Annotated in this window: 11 protein-coding genes; 5 read left to right on the top strand and 6 right to left on the bottom strand. The window is 67.8% G+C overall.

The window, feature by feature from the left end:
* Positions 1-443: hypothetical protein (locus VFQ05_18350; GenBank protein ID HET9328731.1), on the bottom strand; the 443-nt coding region annotated here is incomplete at its 3' end.
* A 58-nt stretch (positions 444-501) separates the two neighbouring features.
* Entirely contained in the window at positions 502-2,739 is a 2,238-nt protein-coding gene (locus VFQ05_18355; GenBank protein HET9328732.1) for a protein kinase, read from the bottom strand.
* Positions 2,740-2,876: 137 nt separating this feature from the next.
* On the opposite strand from VFQ05_18355, the gene VFQ05_18360 reads away from it, so the two are divergent.
* Positions 2,877-3,770 carry an exodeoxyribonuclease III gene (locus VFQ05_18360; protein HET9328733.1) on the top strand — a complete coding sequence of 298 codons (894 nt, stop codon included), beginning with the start codon at positions 2,877-2,879 and terminating at the stop codon, positions 3,768-3,770.
* Here the strand turns inward: VFQ05_18360 and VFQ05_18365 are convergent.
* Positions 3,767-6,325, bottom strand: coding sequence for a M48 family metalloprotease (locus tag VFQ05_18365; protein ID HET9328734.1), 2,559 nt, complete (start codon positions 6,323-6,325; stop codon positions 3,767-3,769). The two genes, VFQ05_18360 and VFQ05_18365, sit on opposite strands and share 4 nt — an antisense overlap.
* A gap of 77 nt (positions 6,326-6,402) precedes the next feature.
* Between VFQ05_18365 and VFQ05_18370 the strand changes: the two genes are divergently transcribed.
* Positions 6,403-7,386 carry a DUF72 domain-containing protein gene (locus VFQ05_18370; GenBank protein ID HET9328735.1) on the top strand — a complete coding sequence of 328 codons (984 nt, stop codon included), beginning with the start codon at positions 6,403-6,405 and terminating at the stop codon, positions 7,384-7,386.
* Here the strand turns inward: VFQ05_18370 and VFQ05_18375 are convergent.
* Entirely contained in the window at positions 7,314-8,603 is a 1,290-nt protein-coding gene (locus tag VFQ05_18375) for a pyridoxal-phosphate dependent enzyme (protein ID HET9328736.1), read from the bottom strand. The genes VFQ05_18370 and VFQ05_18375 overlap by 73 nt on opposite strands.
* Before the next feature lie 231 nt (positions 8,604-8,834).
* Between VFQ05_18375 and VFQ05_18380 the strand changes: the two genes are divergently transcribed.
* Positions 8,835-11,570 (top strand): PAS domain S-box protein, encoded by a 2,736-nt coding sequence (locus VFQ05_18380; protein ID HET9328737.1) that lies wholly within the window; start codon positions 8,835-8,837, stop codon positions 11,568-11,570.
* Between the two features lie 120 nt (positions 11,571-11,690).
* On the opposite strand, the gene VFQ05_18385 is transcribed toward VFQ05_18380, so the two are convergent.
* Positions 11,691-12,710 (bottom strand): aldo/keto reductase, encoded by a 1,020-nt coding sequence (locus tag VFQ05_18385; GenBank protein HET9328738.1) that lies wholly within the window; start codon positions 12,708-12,710, stop codon positions 11,691-11,693.
* Positions 12,711-12,765: 55 nt separating this feature from the next.
* Here VFQ05_18385 and VFQ05_18390 point away from each other — a divergent pair, with 55 nt between their 5' ends.
* A complete protein-coding gene (locus tag VFQ05_18390; protein ID HET9328739.1) occupies positions 12,766-13,149 on the top strand; it encodes a DUF423 domain-containing protein in 384 nt (127 codons plus the stop codon).
* Positions 13,150-13,317: 168 nt separating this feature from the next.
* Here the strand turns inward: VFQ05_18390 and VFQ05_18395 are convergent, their stop codons facing one another.
* Positions 13,318-13,884 (bottom strand): inorganic diphosphatase, encoded by a 567-nt coding sequence (locus VFQ05_18395; protein ID HET9328740.1) that lies wholly within the window; start codon positions 13,882-13,884, stop codon positions 13,318-13,320.
* A 249-nt stretch (positions 13,885-14,133) separates the two neighbouring features.
* Between VFQ05_18395 and VFQ05_18400 the strand changes: the two genes are divergently transcribed.
* Positions 14,134-15,308 (top strand): HAMP domain-containing protein (locus VFQ05_18400; GenBank protein HET9328741.1); only part of this gene is annotated, 1,175 nt, incomplete at its 3' end.

Raw genomic sequence — 15,308 nt, forward strand, 5'->3', positions numbered from 1 at the left:
CCGAAACTCCAGGAGTCGATCTGCTCGAATGCTTCGTACGTACCGGTGGGATTTCCGCTTGGGTCCGTGCCCTGACTCTCGCCATAGCTGAGATGAAGTCCGCCGAGGCCGAAGGGCTTCCCCGAGAACGCCAGGCCCACCCCGCCTCCACCCAGCTTGACCACGTTGGTCGTGAAGTGGACGTCGGCCGCCAGGCCTGGAACGAGCTGCGTCTTGCCGTACTCGTAGCTGAGACCGCGCTGGTATCCGAGCAGGGCGGGATTGCTCCAGTGATTCGTGACTTCGTCCCAGAACACGGCGTTGGACGCTCCGCCCATCCCGGAGGCGCGGGGCGAGGGATCGAGGTCCATCGAGCGCCCGGTGCCCTGCGCGCTTGCAGAGCCGCACCAGGCTCCCATGACGAGCAACACACTACAGAGCGGGCCAGCAGGCCGGGGAGTCATGGCGGGTCCTTTCTGTCACAAGCCTCGTCGCCGCGGATGAGCCGCTGTGACCGACGCTTCACGAAGGACGGTAGTCCACTGCCCAGTCGAGGCCCAGCCGACGGAGGCCCGCCTGGAAGCGTGGCTCGCCGCGTAGCGGATCGTTGCCCGGCCACAGCGCATACATCAGGAACACATCGCGTTCCTCGACCGAGCGCTCGTATTCGTCCAATGCTCGCTCGATCTCGCCGAGCGCGGCCAGCCCCCACGCCATGATGTAGCCCGGGACGTAGCGGAACTTCTTGCGCTCCTCGAGCTCGTCGAGGTGCTGCCGCGCCTTGTCCTTCCGTCCCGAGATGGCTTCGGTCCATGCCAGGATGCCGAGGATCAGGCTGCCCCGGTGGGGCTCTCCGTCGCGCGCATCCTCGAGCACCGCGAGCGCCTCTTCGTGGCGCCCCTGGCCGGCGAGCACGATGCCCAGCTGCCACAGCGCGAGCCCGTGCGTCGGATTCAGCTCGAGCGCGTGGCGCAGCGACGTCTCCGACTCGGCGAATCGTCTTCCCGCACTGAGGGCCCAGCCCGCGATGGTCCAGGCCATCGGCGACAGCGGATCGGCCGGCACCGCGTTCTGCGCCATCGCGTGCGCCTCGTCGAAACGACCCATCCCGCTCAGCGTCAGGCTCAGCCACGTCCATCCGAACATGAAATTCGGATCCAGCTCGGTGGCCCGACGGCCCGCGGCCACCGCCTTGGCGAAGTTCCATTGCGCCATGCACACCGCGCATTCGACGGCGCGCAGCTCCGCCGTCTCCTCGCCCAGCGCCTGCGCGTGCTCGAGCTCGGTCTCAGCGCGAATCAGGCCCACACGAGGTCTCTGCACGCCGGTTCCGAGGAGGACGCAGGCCTCGGCGATCCCGAGCCGGGCCAGCGCGTAGTGCGGGTCGCGACTCGCGGCTTCCTCGAAGAGCCGCAGCGCCGCCTCGAAGTTGCGCTCGCGGTAGCGAACGTGCCGGCCCTTGAGATAGAGGTGGTAGGCCTCGAGGTCGTCGGTGTGCTTGCGCGCCGAAACCGTCGTGAACCGGGTGCCGAGCTGTCCCGCCAGGGCGGCGACCACCGAGCGGGCGATCTCGTCCTGGATCGCGAACACGTCCTCCATCTGGCGGTCGTAGCGCTCCGACCACACGCGGTAGCCATCGTCCACGTTGATGAGCTGAGCGGTGACTCGCAGCTTCTCGCCCGCGGTGCGCACGCTGCCCTCGACCAGCTTGTTGACGCCGAGCGTCCGCCCGATGCGGCGCACGTCCTGGTTCGCCCCTTTGAACTCGTAGGTCGAGGTTCGCGCGACGACATGCAGGCCCGGGATCACCGAGAGCGCCGTGATGATCTCCTCGGTCATCCCTTCACAGAAGTATTCCTGGTCCTTGCCCTGGCTCATGTCGACGAACGGCAGCACCGCGATCGCCGGCGGTTCACCCGCCGCGGACGCCTCGAGCGCGGCCTGGAGCGCCTGCGCCAGCTCGCTCGCCGATGCATAGCGCTGGTCGCAATGCTTCATCAGGCACTTCTTCACGATCGTGTCGAGCCGCGGCTCCTGGAGCGCTGGAGGCTCGTGCTGCAGCACCGCGCTCAGGGCGTCGACCGCGGTCTGACCCGTGAACGCGCGCTGCCCGCTCAGCATCTCGTACAGCATCGCTCCGAAGGCGAAGAGATCCGAGCGCGCGTCCGCCGCCTGACCTCGGACCTGCTCGGGGGACATGTAGCCCGGAGTGCCCATGACCTCGCCCAGAACGGTGGCGGTGACGGCGATCGAGACGGTGTCGTCGCCTTCGCCCGCGCGGGGCTCGAAACGGGCGAGGCCGAAATCCAGGATCTTCACCACGCCGTCGTCGGTGACGAACACGTTCTCCGGCTTGAGGTCGCGGTGGACGAGCGCGCGCGCGTGCGCCGCGGCCAGTCCCTTCACGATCTGGACCGCCGCCTCCAGCGCCTCGCGCCGCGCCAGCGGCCCCTTCGCCAGCCGCTCGCGGAGCGTCGCGCCCCGCAGCAGCTCGGTGACCACGTAGGAGACGCCGTCTTCCCGGCCCACGTCGTACAGCGCCAGGATGTTGGGATGGGAGAGCGCAGCCACCGCGCGCGCCTCGCGCTCGAAACGCGCCAGCGCGGAGGCGTCGGTCGCCAGGCGGTCGGTGACGACCTTCACGGCGACTTCGCGGCCGAGCCGCGTATCGACGGCGCGCCACACCTCGCCCATGCCGCCCGCGCCGATCTTGTCGACGAGGCGGTAATGGAGGAGAGACTGGCCGGCCAGGACAGGCAAGGGAGCGGCTCCTGGTTGCTCGACTCGGGGGGGGGTCGGTCACTTCCAGGCGGAATGTAATTCCTTGCTCTCCCCAGGGAGAGGAAAAAGTTGCCACGGCACTCGCCCCTTTCGCGTTCGCTGGTAATCTTCGTTCCATGCGGATCGCCACCTGGAACGTCAACTCGCTGAAGGCGCGGATCGAGAAAGTCACGTGGTGGCTGGACCGCGCCCGCCCCGACGTGCTGCTGATGCAGGAGACCAAGCTGGCCGACGAGGACGCGCCGGTGGCGACGTTCCGGGACCTCGGCTACGAGCTGATCCATCACGGCCAGAAGACCTGGAACGGCGTCGCGATCGCGAGCCGGGCCGGCGTTGCGGACGTCGTCGCGAACTTCGGCGAGCCGATGCGGCTGGACCCGACCCCCGAGGTGGGCGATGACCAGCCTCTCGCCGAAGCGCGAATGGTCTCCGCGATCTGCGCCGGCGTGCGCGTCGTGTCGCTCTATGCGCCCAACGGCCGCGTCGTCGGCTCGCCGTTCTACGAGGCCAAGCTCGAATGGTACGAGCGGCTCGCGCGCTGGCTGGCCGAGACCACGAGCCCTTCCGAGCCGCTGGTCCTGGGCGGGGACTTCAACGTGGCGCCTGCGGATCTCGACGTGTGGGACGCCAAACGCGCGCACGGAGGCACGCACGTCTCCAGTCGCGAACGGGCGGCCTTCGCGCGGTTGCTCGAGTGGGGGCTGATCGATTCGTACCGCGTCCATCACCAGGAGCCCGGCCGCTACACCTGGTGGGACTATCGCGCCGGGGACTTCCACAAGAACTGCGGCATGCGCATCGATCACCTGCTGGCGACGCAGCCGGTCGCGGGCCGCGTGGTGTGGGCCGAGATCGATCGCGAGGCGCGCAAGGGAAAACCGATCCCCTCCGATCACGCGCCATTGGTGATCGACCTGGACGAGCCCGGCCACCCATTCGACGCCGGCTGGGCGAGCGCGGACGAGCGGATCGCGGCGCGGATCGCGAAGGCCGCCGCGGGGAAGCGCTAAGCCGCGCGACGCTCCGGCTCGGACGTCTTCGCCTTCGAGCCGGATGGCTCGCGCGACGCCATCGCCGGCCAGCGCAGCGCCAACACGCCGATGAACGCCGCGGCGAAGAGCTGCGCTCCGAGCCAGAAGTCGAAGCCAAAGGTGAAGCTGAAGGCCGACGCCAGGACGGCGAGGAAAGCGACCAGGACCGGAAGGTCGTGAGCCGAGAAGACCTCGGCCAGCGTCCGGCCGGTCACGGAGCCAATCGTTGGCGCATCCGCGGGGTCGTCATGAGCGCCCGGGACTTCGACCGCGCGATGCCAGGCCGCGAGCTTGGCGGCCAGATCGCGGGAGCTTGGACCGATCCCGCTCACCGTGCGCGGGCTCGCGTCACGCAGCGACAGCGACTCCTCGCCGTGGGGTCCCATCCAGCGCACGACCACCCGCGGCGCGGGGATCCAACCCGGCGCGATGTTTCCCACTTCGATGGCGCGCACCGCCTGACGCGGCAGCTTCAGAGCGATCTGCTCGCCTCGGTAATGGAGAGCATTGGGGTCGATCGTGAGGAGGCCCAGATCCCAGTCGAGGAAGCCTTCGTAGATGCGCGGACGATCGCCGGGGGAGAGCGCGACGAAGATCTCCTGCGCGGGTCCCGTCGTCGTGGAGCCCGGTGGCTCCGCGAGCCGGCGGCGCAGCGGCGCCTCGAGGTCGGCCACGATCCTGGCCGCGAAGCGATCGTGAATCAGGAGCATCGCGCCAAATGCCAGCACCGTCCCCGCCAGGATCACGAGCGCCGGCGGCACGGTCTCGCCGAACGCCATCGCCACCGCCAGCGTCACCGCCGGAGCCGCGACGCCCGCGGCCAGGGAGCCGAGCCCGAGCCGGCCCTGGATCGCGGTCTTCCATGCGGTCGAGTACACGCGCTCCTCCTCGCCCGGGCGCTCCCGATGGCCGTAGCGCTCGCCGTCCGGAAGCCCGTTCGCCAGCAGATCGGCGACTCGCTGCGAGGCGAGTCCGGCGCGGCGCCCGATCGCCAGGCCGCGTGACTCGGTGGTCGGATGCGTGACCAGCCACGCCCAGCTCCGGCTCCAGGTGAGCGGCGTGTCGTTGAGACGAGACAGATGCCCCAGGCAGGCCACCGCCGCTTCCGGGTCGCTCGTGAGCGCCGCGGCGCCTGCATCGGCCGCGAACTCGAAGCGCCGCGAGAGGAACAGGAAGATCGGCCAGCTGCACGCGATCCCGACCGGGAGGCCGAACGGGATGCTGTAGGCCGTCGCCACCATCGAGAACGTCACCACGACGACGACGGACGCCAGCAGCGCCTTGAGAGGATGATGGTGCTCGAGGTGGGTGATCTCGTGCGCCAGCACCGCGTCGACCTCGCGCCGCGACATGCGGTCGAGCAGCTCGTCCCCCACCATGACCACGCCGCCGTTGACCGCGAAGGCGTTCGCCAGGCGCTGGCGGCGCATCGGCACGATGTAGAGCTCGCGCAGCTTGACGCCCGCGCGGTTCGCCAGGTCGAAGAGCCGGTCGCGCAGCGCGCCGCTCGAAAGCGACTGCGGCTTGGTGCCGGTCGGCCCGCGAGCGGGCCATAGCACGAGGAATGCGAGGGCGCCCAGCAGCGAGAACACGCCCACGCGAAAGTTGCCTCCGATCATGGTCGTCGCCGCGGTGACGAGCAGGAGGAGCGGCGTCACGAGCCGCAGAGAGCCCAGGAGCCCACCCGCTTCCTGGGGCAGCGGGTCATGGCCGCGAAGGCGGCGCGCGATCCGCCGCATGAACCCCATGAGGGTCAGCGCGACTGGGAGGAAGCCCAGCAGCCACACCAGCCCCGTCATCCGCGCCCAGCTCTCGCCGGGAAAGGCGAACTCGACGAGGCCGGCGATGTGCGTGGCTTCCACCGCGATCATCCACAGGACCCAGCCCGCCATCGTGATGATCTGAAGCGCCTGCGAGCGCTTGAACCACTCGTTCGGGCTCTGGTCGCGATCGCGCGAGCGCTGGAGCACGACCAGTCCGGCGAGGATCGGCAGCAGCAGCGCGACGATCAGCCAGCCGGCGGCCTTTGCGACGTCGCCGGGCCTCCAGCCGACCTGGAGGAGCAGCGCCACTCTTCGCGTGGTCGGAACCGAGGCCGAGAGCGTGCCTCTCTGGAGCGAGAAAGAGCGTGCGCCGCGCAGGTGGACGAAGGCGGCTTCGGGATGCTGGATCATCAGGCTGAGGCTCGGCTCACCACGGGACTGGAGCAGCACCATCAGCGGCTTGAGCGGGATGGACTGTCGAAGGATGAGCTGTTCGCGGGCCGGCGCGGGGAGTTCCGTGCTCCATTGGACCCAGTCGGTGGCGTAGTCGGTGATCTCGGGTGGACGGCCGGAGATTTGTTCCAGCGCCGCGGTGATGGCCGGATCGGCGGACTTGGCCATGAGGCGGAGCTTGGCGGGTTGGGAGGGGGTCACCTCGAGGGTGGCCCAGGCGATGAGCTCGCGATCAGGGCGCTCTTGCGACCTGGCCTGGAACGACCCGACGCCGAGCGCGATGAAGCTCAGCAACACCGTCCTGGACAGGAGTCGCATCCTCGGGTCATCGGCCCGCGGAGACGCGACCTGCACAGGTCTGTGCCGAGGCCCGATCATTGCTGATGGCGGGTCTCATGAGGACTCGCCGCGGCCGCCAGAAGTCCCCCCTTCGCATCGGCATCTCCGGCTGGAACTACCCGTCCTGGCGCGGCGTCTTCTACCCCAAGGGGCTCGCCCAGCGCCGCGAGCTGGAGTACGCGAGCCGGCAGCTCAACTCGGTCGAGATCAACGGCACTTTCTACAGTCTCCAGCGCCCTGAGTACTTCCAGCGCTGGTACGACGCCACCCCGCCGGGCTTCCTCTTCGCGATCAAAGGATCACGTTTCATCACGCACATGAAGAAGCTGCGTGAGATCGAGACGCCGCTGGCCAACTTCTTCGCCTCCGGGCCACTGGTCCTGAACGACAAGCTCGGTCCGATACTCTGGCAGTTCGGTCCGCGGTGGCCCCTGGACCTGGAGCGCCTCGAAGCCTTCCTCGATCTCCTGCCGCGCACCACGCGCGAGGCCGCGCGCCTCGCCCGGCGTCACGACGAACGCCTCCCGGGCCGCGCCTTCACTCATGCCGCGCAGGACCTGCCGCTCCGCTATGCCATCGAGCCGCGCCATCCCAGCTGGTTCTCACCGCGTCTGCTGGGCTTGCTCCGCCGTCACGATGTCGCCCTGGTGTTCGCCGACACCGCCGATACGTTCCCGTACGCCGAGGACATCACGGCGGACTTCATCTACATCCGCCTCCACGGAAGAGGACAGATCTACGTCGGCGGTTACAGCAAGGGCCAGCTGGCCATCTGGTCGGAGCGCATCCGGGCATGGTCGGAAGGAGGAGAGCCCGACGATCCGGTCAAGATCGAGGAACGGACGTCTCGAGCGAGCCCGCGTGACGTCTACGTCTACTTCGACAACGACGCCAAGGTCCACGCGCCTTTCGACGCGCTGACGCTCGCGAACATGCTCGATATCGGACGAGGTGAAGCCTCGGCCGGCTATCTGCGCGCGACTTCGGCGGCCCAGTCCCGCAGGCCACCGCGCACACTGCTCACGTTGGTGAAGCCCTGAGCCTTCAGCGCCTGGACGGCCGCCAGCGATCGCCGGCCTGTCGCGCACACGGTCACGATCGGGGCGTGCTTGTCGGCCGGCAGCCCTTGCACCGGTCCCGCCTCGAGCGACTGGACCGGGATGTTGACCGAGTCCTCGACGTGGCCTTCGATGAACTCAGCCGGCGTGCGCACGTCGACCAGGGCGGCGCCGGCGCGAATCATCTGGATGGCCTCGGCCGGTGTGACCTCGTCCACGCTCGGCTCGGGTGTGGCCGCCGGCTGCGCCGCGGCCGCCGGGAACAGTTCAGGCAAGTGCTTCCGAAGCGACGAGATGTACTTGAACACGCTGTCGGGGAACATCACGACGCATAGAGCACCGGGCTCGTCGGGCACCATCTCGAAGGCGCCGGAGAGCGCCATGCCGCTGCTCGGACCCGCGATCAGGCTCTCTTCCTGATTGAGGCGCTTGCACATCTGGTACGCCTCGTCGTTGCCGATCTCGAGCACGCCGTCGTACTCCTGGGGCAGGAAGAAGTCGGTGAGCTTGAGCGCTCGACGGCTCCGAACGCCAGGGATGTCGTGGCCTTCGCTGGGATGAACACCGAGCACCTTGACCGCGGGGTTCTGTGACTTCAGGAATCGGCCGGTGCCGGTGATCGTGCCGCACGTTCCAAGGCCGGCCACGAAGTGCGTGATCTTTCCTTCGGTCTGCCGCCAGATCTCGGGGCCCGTGGTTCGGAAGTGGGCTTCGGGGTTCGCGGGGTTCTTGTACTGGTTGAGCTGGTGCCATCCAGGCTGCTGGGCCAGCTCGTTGGCTTTCTCCATCGCGCCTTCGGGCGCGCCGGGCATCGGACAGAGATCGTCGGACAGCTCCACCAGCTTCGCGCCGAAGGCGCGCAACGCGGCGCGCTTCTCTTCGGGAATGGCCATCGAGAGCGTCGCGGTGAAGTCGAGCTCCCGCGCGTTGGCGAGCATCGCCAGCGCCATGCCCGTGTTGCCGGAAGTCGGCTCCACCAGGTGCTCGAGCTTCACGCCGCGCGCCTCGGCGTCGTGCAGGAGCTGTGCGGCGATCCTGTCCTTCACCGCGCCGAAGGGGTTGTACCACTCGAGCTTCGCGTAGACGGTGGTATGCCGGTAGGGACTGAGTCGGCGAATCTTCACCAGCGGCGTGGGATTCTCCACGCTGGAGAGCAGCTCGACGATGGAGTCGTAGACGCGCTTGGAGTGGTCAGACATGGGGCCAGTCTAGCAGGCCCGTTCCCACCGTTCGGGACCGGTCTTCCAGGCCGTAAACCACGCGGGGAGGTCCGCCGCTCTACCTAACGTGGCCGTGGGGCGTCACGGAATCTTCAAGAACTGTCCCCGAGGACAGTTCGAGTCGCCTATCCGAGCTGCCAACTGTCCCCGAGGACAGTTCACACCCCTGCTCCAATTTCGATACGCCTGCACCCTATACTCGGTGACGCGATGAGCTTCCCCCCCGAGGATCCACTGGCCAGGCGTCCGTCCTGGTTCCGATATCTGGCGGCAGCGAGCCTGGTGGCGCTGGCGCTGGTGATCCGCTGGCCCCTCGAGCCCTTCCTCCAGAGTGTCGCCCCGTACGCCTTCTTCTACCTGCCGATCCTGATCTGCGCCTGGTACTGGGGCGTGGGCCCGGCCGTGTTCGCCTCGGTGCTGTCGGGAGCGGTGACGCTCGCCTATCTGTGGTCGCGGAACGAACCCCTGGCGCTGCCTTCGCTGTTGCCCTTCGCGGTGGCCTGCACCGGCATGGTGTTCCTGGCGCGTGCCGCCCGCGGGCAACGCAACGAGCAGGAGCGCGTGAACGGCTACCTGGCGGCGATCATTCACTCCTCGAACGACGCGATCGTGGCCAAGGATCTGAACGGCTTCATCCGCTCGTGCAATCCAGCCTGCGAGAAGATGTTCGGATATACGCAGTCGGAGCTGCTCGGCAAATCGGTGACGATGTTGATTCCTCCCGAGCTCCACTACCAGGAGGAGGAAATCCTGGCGCGCATGCGAAAAGGGGAGACGATCGAGCATTTCGACACGGTGCGCGTCACCAAGGATGGACGGCGGATCGACGTCTCACTGACCATCTCGCCGGTGCGGGCTCCAAACGGCCAGATCATCGGCATCTCCAAGACTGCCCGCGACGTCACCGAGGTGCGGCGCGCGGAACGGGCGCTGGCCGCGCAGCAGGAGTGGTTCCGCGTCACGCTCGCCAGCATCGGCGACGCCGTGATCGCGACCAATCCTGACGGTCGGATCACGTTCCTCAACGGCCCGGCCGAGCGCCTGACCGGCTGGAGCAAGGCGCTCGCCCAGGGAAAGCCTCTGTCCGAAGTCTTCCACATCATCAACGAGCAGACGCGCAAGCCGGTGCCGGATCCCGTGGCATTGGTGATGCGCCGCGGCACTGTCGTGGGAATGGCCAATCACACGGTGCTCGTCAGCAGGGATGGCGCGGAGTATCCGATCGCCGACAGCGCCGCCCCGATCCGCGACGAGTCCGGCGCCATCCTGGGCGTGGTGCTGGTGTTCAGCGACATGACCGAAGAGCGGCGTGCCGAGGAAGCGCTGGCCGACGAGCGAGAGCGCTTCGAGCGGACACTCGAGAGCATCGGGGACGGCGTCATCGCCACGGACGTGCACTGCCACATCCAGTTCATGAACCCCGTGGCCGAGCACCTGACCGGCTGGTCGGTGAAGGACGCCGTCGGACGGGACTGTGAAGAGGTATTCCATGTCCTCAACGAGCGGACGCGGCAACCGGTGGAGAACCCGGTCAAGCAGGTGCTCGACAACGGCGTCATCGTGGGTCTCGCCAACCACACCGTGCTCATCTCGCGTGGAGGCAAGGAATGGCCGATCGACGATAGCGCGGCGCCCATCCGGAATCGTGAGGGCCGCATCGTCGGCGCGGTGCTGGTGTTCCGCGACGTCACCGAACGGCGCCGGGCCGACCAGGAGCGGCATCAGACGGCCACCGAGCGCGAGCGCCTTCTCGAGTCCGAGCGGCTCGCCCGCGCCGAGGCGGAGCGCGCGACTCGCGTGAAGGACGACTTCATGGCGATGGTCTCGCACGAGCTGCGCACGCCGCTCAACGCCATCGTCGGCTGGACCCAGCTGCTGCTCGCGGCGCCGTCCGATCCGGCCGCGACCCAGCGCGGGCTCGAAGTGATCGGACGCAACGCGCGGGTCCAGGCACAGCTCATCTCCGACCTGCTCGACGTGAGCCGGATCGTCTCCGGCAAGCTCCTTCTCGAGGTTCAGAGCGTCGACCTGGTGGATGTCATCGAGGCCGCGATGGAGACGGTCGCGCAGATGGCCAAGGAGAAAGGGGTCGAGCTGCACGCCGAGCTCGACCGTGCCCCTGGGGCCGGGCTGAGCGTCGGCGACCCGGCGCGCCTGCAGCAGGTGGTGTGGAACCTGCTGTCGAACGCGATCAAGTTCACGCCAGGTGGCGGCCGCATCGACGTCGAGATGAAGCACGTGGAGCAGAGCGTCGAGATCAAGATCAGGGACACCGGCGTCGGCATCAAGCCCGAGCTGCGCGGCCGCATATTCGATCGCTTCTATCAGCAGGATGGGCCTACCACGCGGCGCCATGGGGGGCTGGGTCTCGGCCTGTCGATCGTGCGCCACCTGGTCGAGCTTCATGGCGGCACGGTGAGCGCCTGGAGCGAGGGCGAGGGCCAGGGCGCGACCTTCTCCATCGTGCTCCCGCACTCGGCCCCCGGCATCAGGAGTGACACGTCGCAGGATTCATCTGGAACGCTGCCGCTGGAAGAGCAGCGGCTCAAGAACGTCCAGGTGCTGATCGTCGAAGACGAACCGGACACGCGGGACCTGCTGCGCCGGATGCTCGAAACACACGGCGCGCTCGTCACCACCGCGGGTCATGCGAGCGAAGCTCTCGAGGCCGTGAACCAAAAGCCGCCCGACATCCTCCTGAGCGACATCGGGCTTCCCGGCACCGACGGCTACGAGCTGATCCGGCGGGTGCGGAAGAGCGAGAGCGATACGGTTCGAGCCACTCCCGCCATCGCGCTCACCGCGTTCGCGCGATCGGAAGAGCGCACCCGTGCGCTGCAGGCGGGGTATCACGTGCACATCGCGAAGCCCGTGGAGCCCGCGGAGCTGATTGCGACCGTCGCCAGCCTGGTCGGGCTGCGGCGCGGGAGCCGCGCGGGCGCCTAGCCGCGTATCCGTGCGGAGGCCTAGCCGCGGATCCCGCGCGGGCGCCTAGCCGCAGAGCCCGTGCGGAGGCTTAGCCGCGGATCCCGCGCGGAGGCTTAGCCGCGGATCTGGTGCGGAGGCCTAAGCTCGGATCCAGCCGCGAACGGCGTGCGGCTGATAGGGGTCTTCGAGCGTTTTCACTTCCTCATCGCTGAGCCCGAGGTCCAACGCGCGCACCGCGGCCTCGAGATGCTCCATCTTCGTGGCGCCGATGATCGGTGCGACGACACCCGGCCGGGAGAGCAGCCAGGCGAGCGCGGTCTCGGCGGGGGAGACTCCGCGCGCGGCCGCAAGCTTCCGATTCGCCTCGACGACCGCCGAGTCGCTGGGATGGTCGTAGAGCTGTCCCGCGAGCTTCGCGTCTCCGCTCGCCCGCGGCGTGCCGCCGTCCTTCGCGCGCGCCAGCAAGCCCCGCGCAAGCGGGGACCAGGGGATCACGCCCACGCCCTGCTCGATGCACAGCGGCAACATCTCGCGCTCTTCCTCTCGATACACCAGGTTGTAGTGGTTCTGCATCGAGACGAACCGCGCGATCCCCTTGGCGTCGGAGTAGGCGAGCGCCTTCATCAGCTTCCACGCCCAGGTCGAGCTGCATCCGATGTAGCGCACCTTGCCCTGACGGACCAACAGGTCGAGCGCCTCCAGCGTCTCCTCGAGCGGTGTGCCTGGATCGACGCGATGGAGCTGGTACAGATCGATGGTCTCCACGCCGAGACGCTTCAATGACGCTTCACACGCCTGCACCACGTGCTTGCGCCCAAGCCCGGAAGCATTGGGCGGATCCGGTGAGCCCTGGCCGCCGGGATTCCAGGACGCTGTAGGGGCCGACGTCGGATAGTAGACCTTGGTCGCGATCACGATCTCGTCGAGGCGTCCGTACTTTCGCAGCGCCCGGCCGGTGATCTCCTCGCTCACACCCAGCGAATACATGTCGGCCGTATCGAAGAAGTTGATGCCGAGCTCGATCGCGCGCTGGAAGAAGGGCTGGGCACGCTCCTCGTCGAGCACCCATGGGCGCCACGACGGCAACCCATAGCTCATGCAACCCAGGCACAGGCGCGAGACGGCAAGACCGGTACGGCCGAGAGTCGTGTACTGAATGGCGCGGCTCCGGGATGGAGGTGAGCGAGCCAGGATAGCGTAACCTGAGCCCGCCATGCCCTCTTCCTCCTGGTTCGGTCTCGGTGCAGGACTGACTGGATTCCTCGGCGTCGCGAGCGGCGCCTTCGGCGCACACGCGCTCGGCGGTCAACTCCCTCCGGCGCTGCTGCACATCTTCGAGACCGGCGCCCGCTACCAGCTCATCCACGCGCTCGCCCTGGGCTTGGTGGCGGTCGCTCACGACCGCATGCAGCGCCGTGCGCTGACGGTCGCCGGCTGGCTGTTCGTCGCGGGACAGATCCTGTTTCCGGGAAGTCTCTACGCGCTCGCGCTCACCGGCGTGCGGCAGTGGGGCGCGGTCACGCCGATCGGCGGGATCTGCTACATCGCGGGATGGCTGAGTCTCGCCCTGGCGTTCGCGCAGAGGAAGACGGGCTGAGCGAGTTGCTCGACACCGGCAACTGTCCCCGGGGACAGTTGTAAAGAAACTGCCAGCCAACTGTCCCCGAGGACAGTTGTATAAAAATTACCTGGTGCAGGCATGCGGTGCAGACTTGCGGTGCAGTCTGTGTGCTGACCAACTGTCCCCGAGGACAGTTGTACCCCCCTAACGGCTCTTCTTCTTTCCCGGCCTTCCTGAAGCGCCATTCCCAGAAGACTCCCTCACGAGCGTCTCGGCCTCCTTCCGGGTCATCGTCCGCAACACCTTGAAGACCCTTCCTTCGACCGCGTTGTAGGAGACGAAGAACGACTCGAGATCGGCCACCAGCTTCTCGTCCAGCTCGTTCATGGAGCCGGGCGGATGAGGGATCGTCGGCAGGACGGGCACTGCGAAGAGCCGGTCGTTGCGCTGGGCCTTCTTCTTACCTTTGGGCGTCTGCTGCGCCCGGAATCCACCGATGAGCCGAGCCTTGACCCGGCAGCCGGTGAACAGGGCGCCATCGCTCACGATCAGCACGTCCAGCGGATCCCCGTCCTCGGCGTGGGTCTGTGGGATGAAGCCGAAATCGTACGGGAAGGCCATGCCGGCGGGGAGGAGCTTGCGCATCTCGAAGAGGCCCGTCCTCTGGTCGTAGGCGTACTTCGTCCGGCTCCCCTTGGGGGTCTCGATGATGACGTTGAGGTCGCCTGTTTCGGCGTCGAACGCGGGCATGGCGGCGAGCACCTGCTTCATGCTTCGAGCGTAGTCCAGGCAGCGGTCAAGGCGTTCCAAAGCCTGGGGCCAGTGGCGGGCGGATGCCCGCAACATCGGGGTGCGTACCCAGGAGACTCGGCAGGACCCTCGCAAACAAGGTTATCCACACCTTCTAAATCACGCCCTTGCAAAGGCTCGGCCGAGTCGTAGACTAGTCGGCATCGTCCGACACGCCCGGACCTCCCCACAACTTCGGCTCCTCATACCCAAGTCTGGGAGTGCTCTGCCATGGCGACGGCCCCCACGGCCCCGACGACCCCTGCTGCTGATCCCACCACACTCGATGCTGCGACGTTACTGACCGTCCTGAAGGCGGTCCGGAAAGGCGACTTCACGGCGCGCCTTCCCGAAAACTGGACCGGCCTTCCTGGCAAGGTCGCGGACACCTTCAACGAAGTCGTCGAGATGAACGAGCGGCTGACTTCCGAGCTGGCCCGCGTTGCCGTCGTCGTCGGTCAGAACGGAAAGATCGACGAGCGCGCGACACTCGGCCCGGTGACCGGCGCCTGGTCCCAAGCCGTGGCCAACGTGAACAGCCTGGTCACCAATCTCGCCCAGCCCACGGCCGAGGCGGCGCGCGTGATCGGCGCCGTGGCCAAGGGCGATCTGTCGCAGACCATGGCGCTCGAGATCGACGATCGTCCGCTCGAAGGCGAGTTCATGCGCACTGCCCGGACGGTCAACCGCATGGTGGAGCAGCTCGGAGCCTTCGCCGCCGAGGTGACGCGCGTGGCGCGCGAGGTCGGCACCGAGGGCAAGCTCGGCGGGCAGGCGCGGGTCAAAGGCGTGGCCGGCATCTGGAAGGACCTCACCGAGAGCGTGAACTCGATGGCCGGCAACCTCACCGCGCAGGTCCGCAACATCGCCCAGGTGACGACCGCGGTGGCGAATGGCGACCTGTCCAAGAAGATCACGGTCGACGTGCGCGGCGAGGTGCTCGAGCTCAAGAGCACGATCAACACCATGGTGGATCAGCTCCGCAGCTTCGCCGCCGAGGTGACGCGCGTGGCGCGCGAAGTGGGCACCGAAGGCAAGCTCGGCGGCCAGGCGCGCGTCGAAGGCGTGTCCGGCACCTGGAAGGACCTCACCGACTCGGTGAACTCGATGGCCGGCAATCTGACCGCGCAGGTGAGGAATATTGCAGACGTGACCACGGCCGTGGCGAACGGCGACCTGTCGCGCAAGATCACGGTGGACGTGCGCGGCGAAATTCTAGAGCTCAAGAACACGATCAACACCATGGTCGATCAGCTCAGCTCCTTCGCCTCCGAGGTGACGCGCGTGGCGCGCGAGGTGGGCACCGAAGGCAAGCTCGGCGGCCAGGCCGACGTGCAGGACGTCGCCGGCACGTGGAAGGACCTCACCGACTCGGTGAACTCGATGGCCGGCAATTTGACCGCGCA

It is taken from the genome of Candidatus Eisenbacteria bacterium, from assembly GCA_035712145.1.
In the GTDB taxonomy this organism is placed as follows: Bacteria; Eisenbacteria; RBG-16-71-46; order RBG-16-71-46; family RBG-16-71-46; genus DASTBI01.

Excerpts from the sequence above, each read along its gene's own strand:
- VFQ05_18395 (HET9328740.1), bottom strand. The coding sequence starts at position 13,884 with ATGAAGCAGGTGCTCGCCGCCATGCCCGCGTTCGACGCCGAAACAGGC.
- VFQ05_18370 (HET9328735.1), top strand. The coding sequence starts at position 6,403 with ATGAGGACTCGCCGCGGCCGCCAGAAGTCCCCCCTTCGCATCGGCATC.
- VFQ05_18365 (HET9328734.1), bottom strand. The coding sequence starts at position 6,325 with ATGCGACTCCTGTCCAGGACGGTGTTGCTGAGCTTCATCGCGCTCGGC.
- VFQ05_18390 (HET9328739.1), top strand. The coding sequence starts at position 12,766 with ATGCCCTCTTCCTCCTGGTTCGGTCTCGGTGCAGGACTGACTGGATTC.
- VFQ05_18380 (HET9328737.1), top strand. The coding sequence starts at position 8,835 with ATGAGCTTCCCCCCCGAGGATCCACTGGCCAGGCGTCCGTCCTGGTTC.
- VFQ05_18375 (HET9328736.1), bottom strand. The coding sequence starts at position 8,603 with ATGTCTGACCACTCCAAGCGCGTCTACGACTCCATCGTCGAGCTGCTC.
- VFQ05_18360 (HET9328733.1), top strand. The coding sequence starts at position 2,877 with ATGCGGATCGCCACCTGGAACGTCAACTCGCTGAAGGCGCGGATCGAG.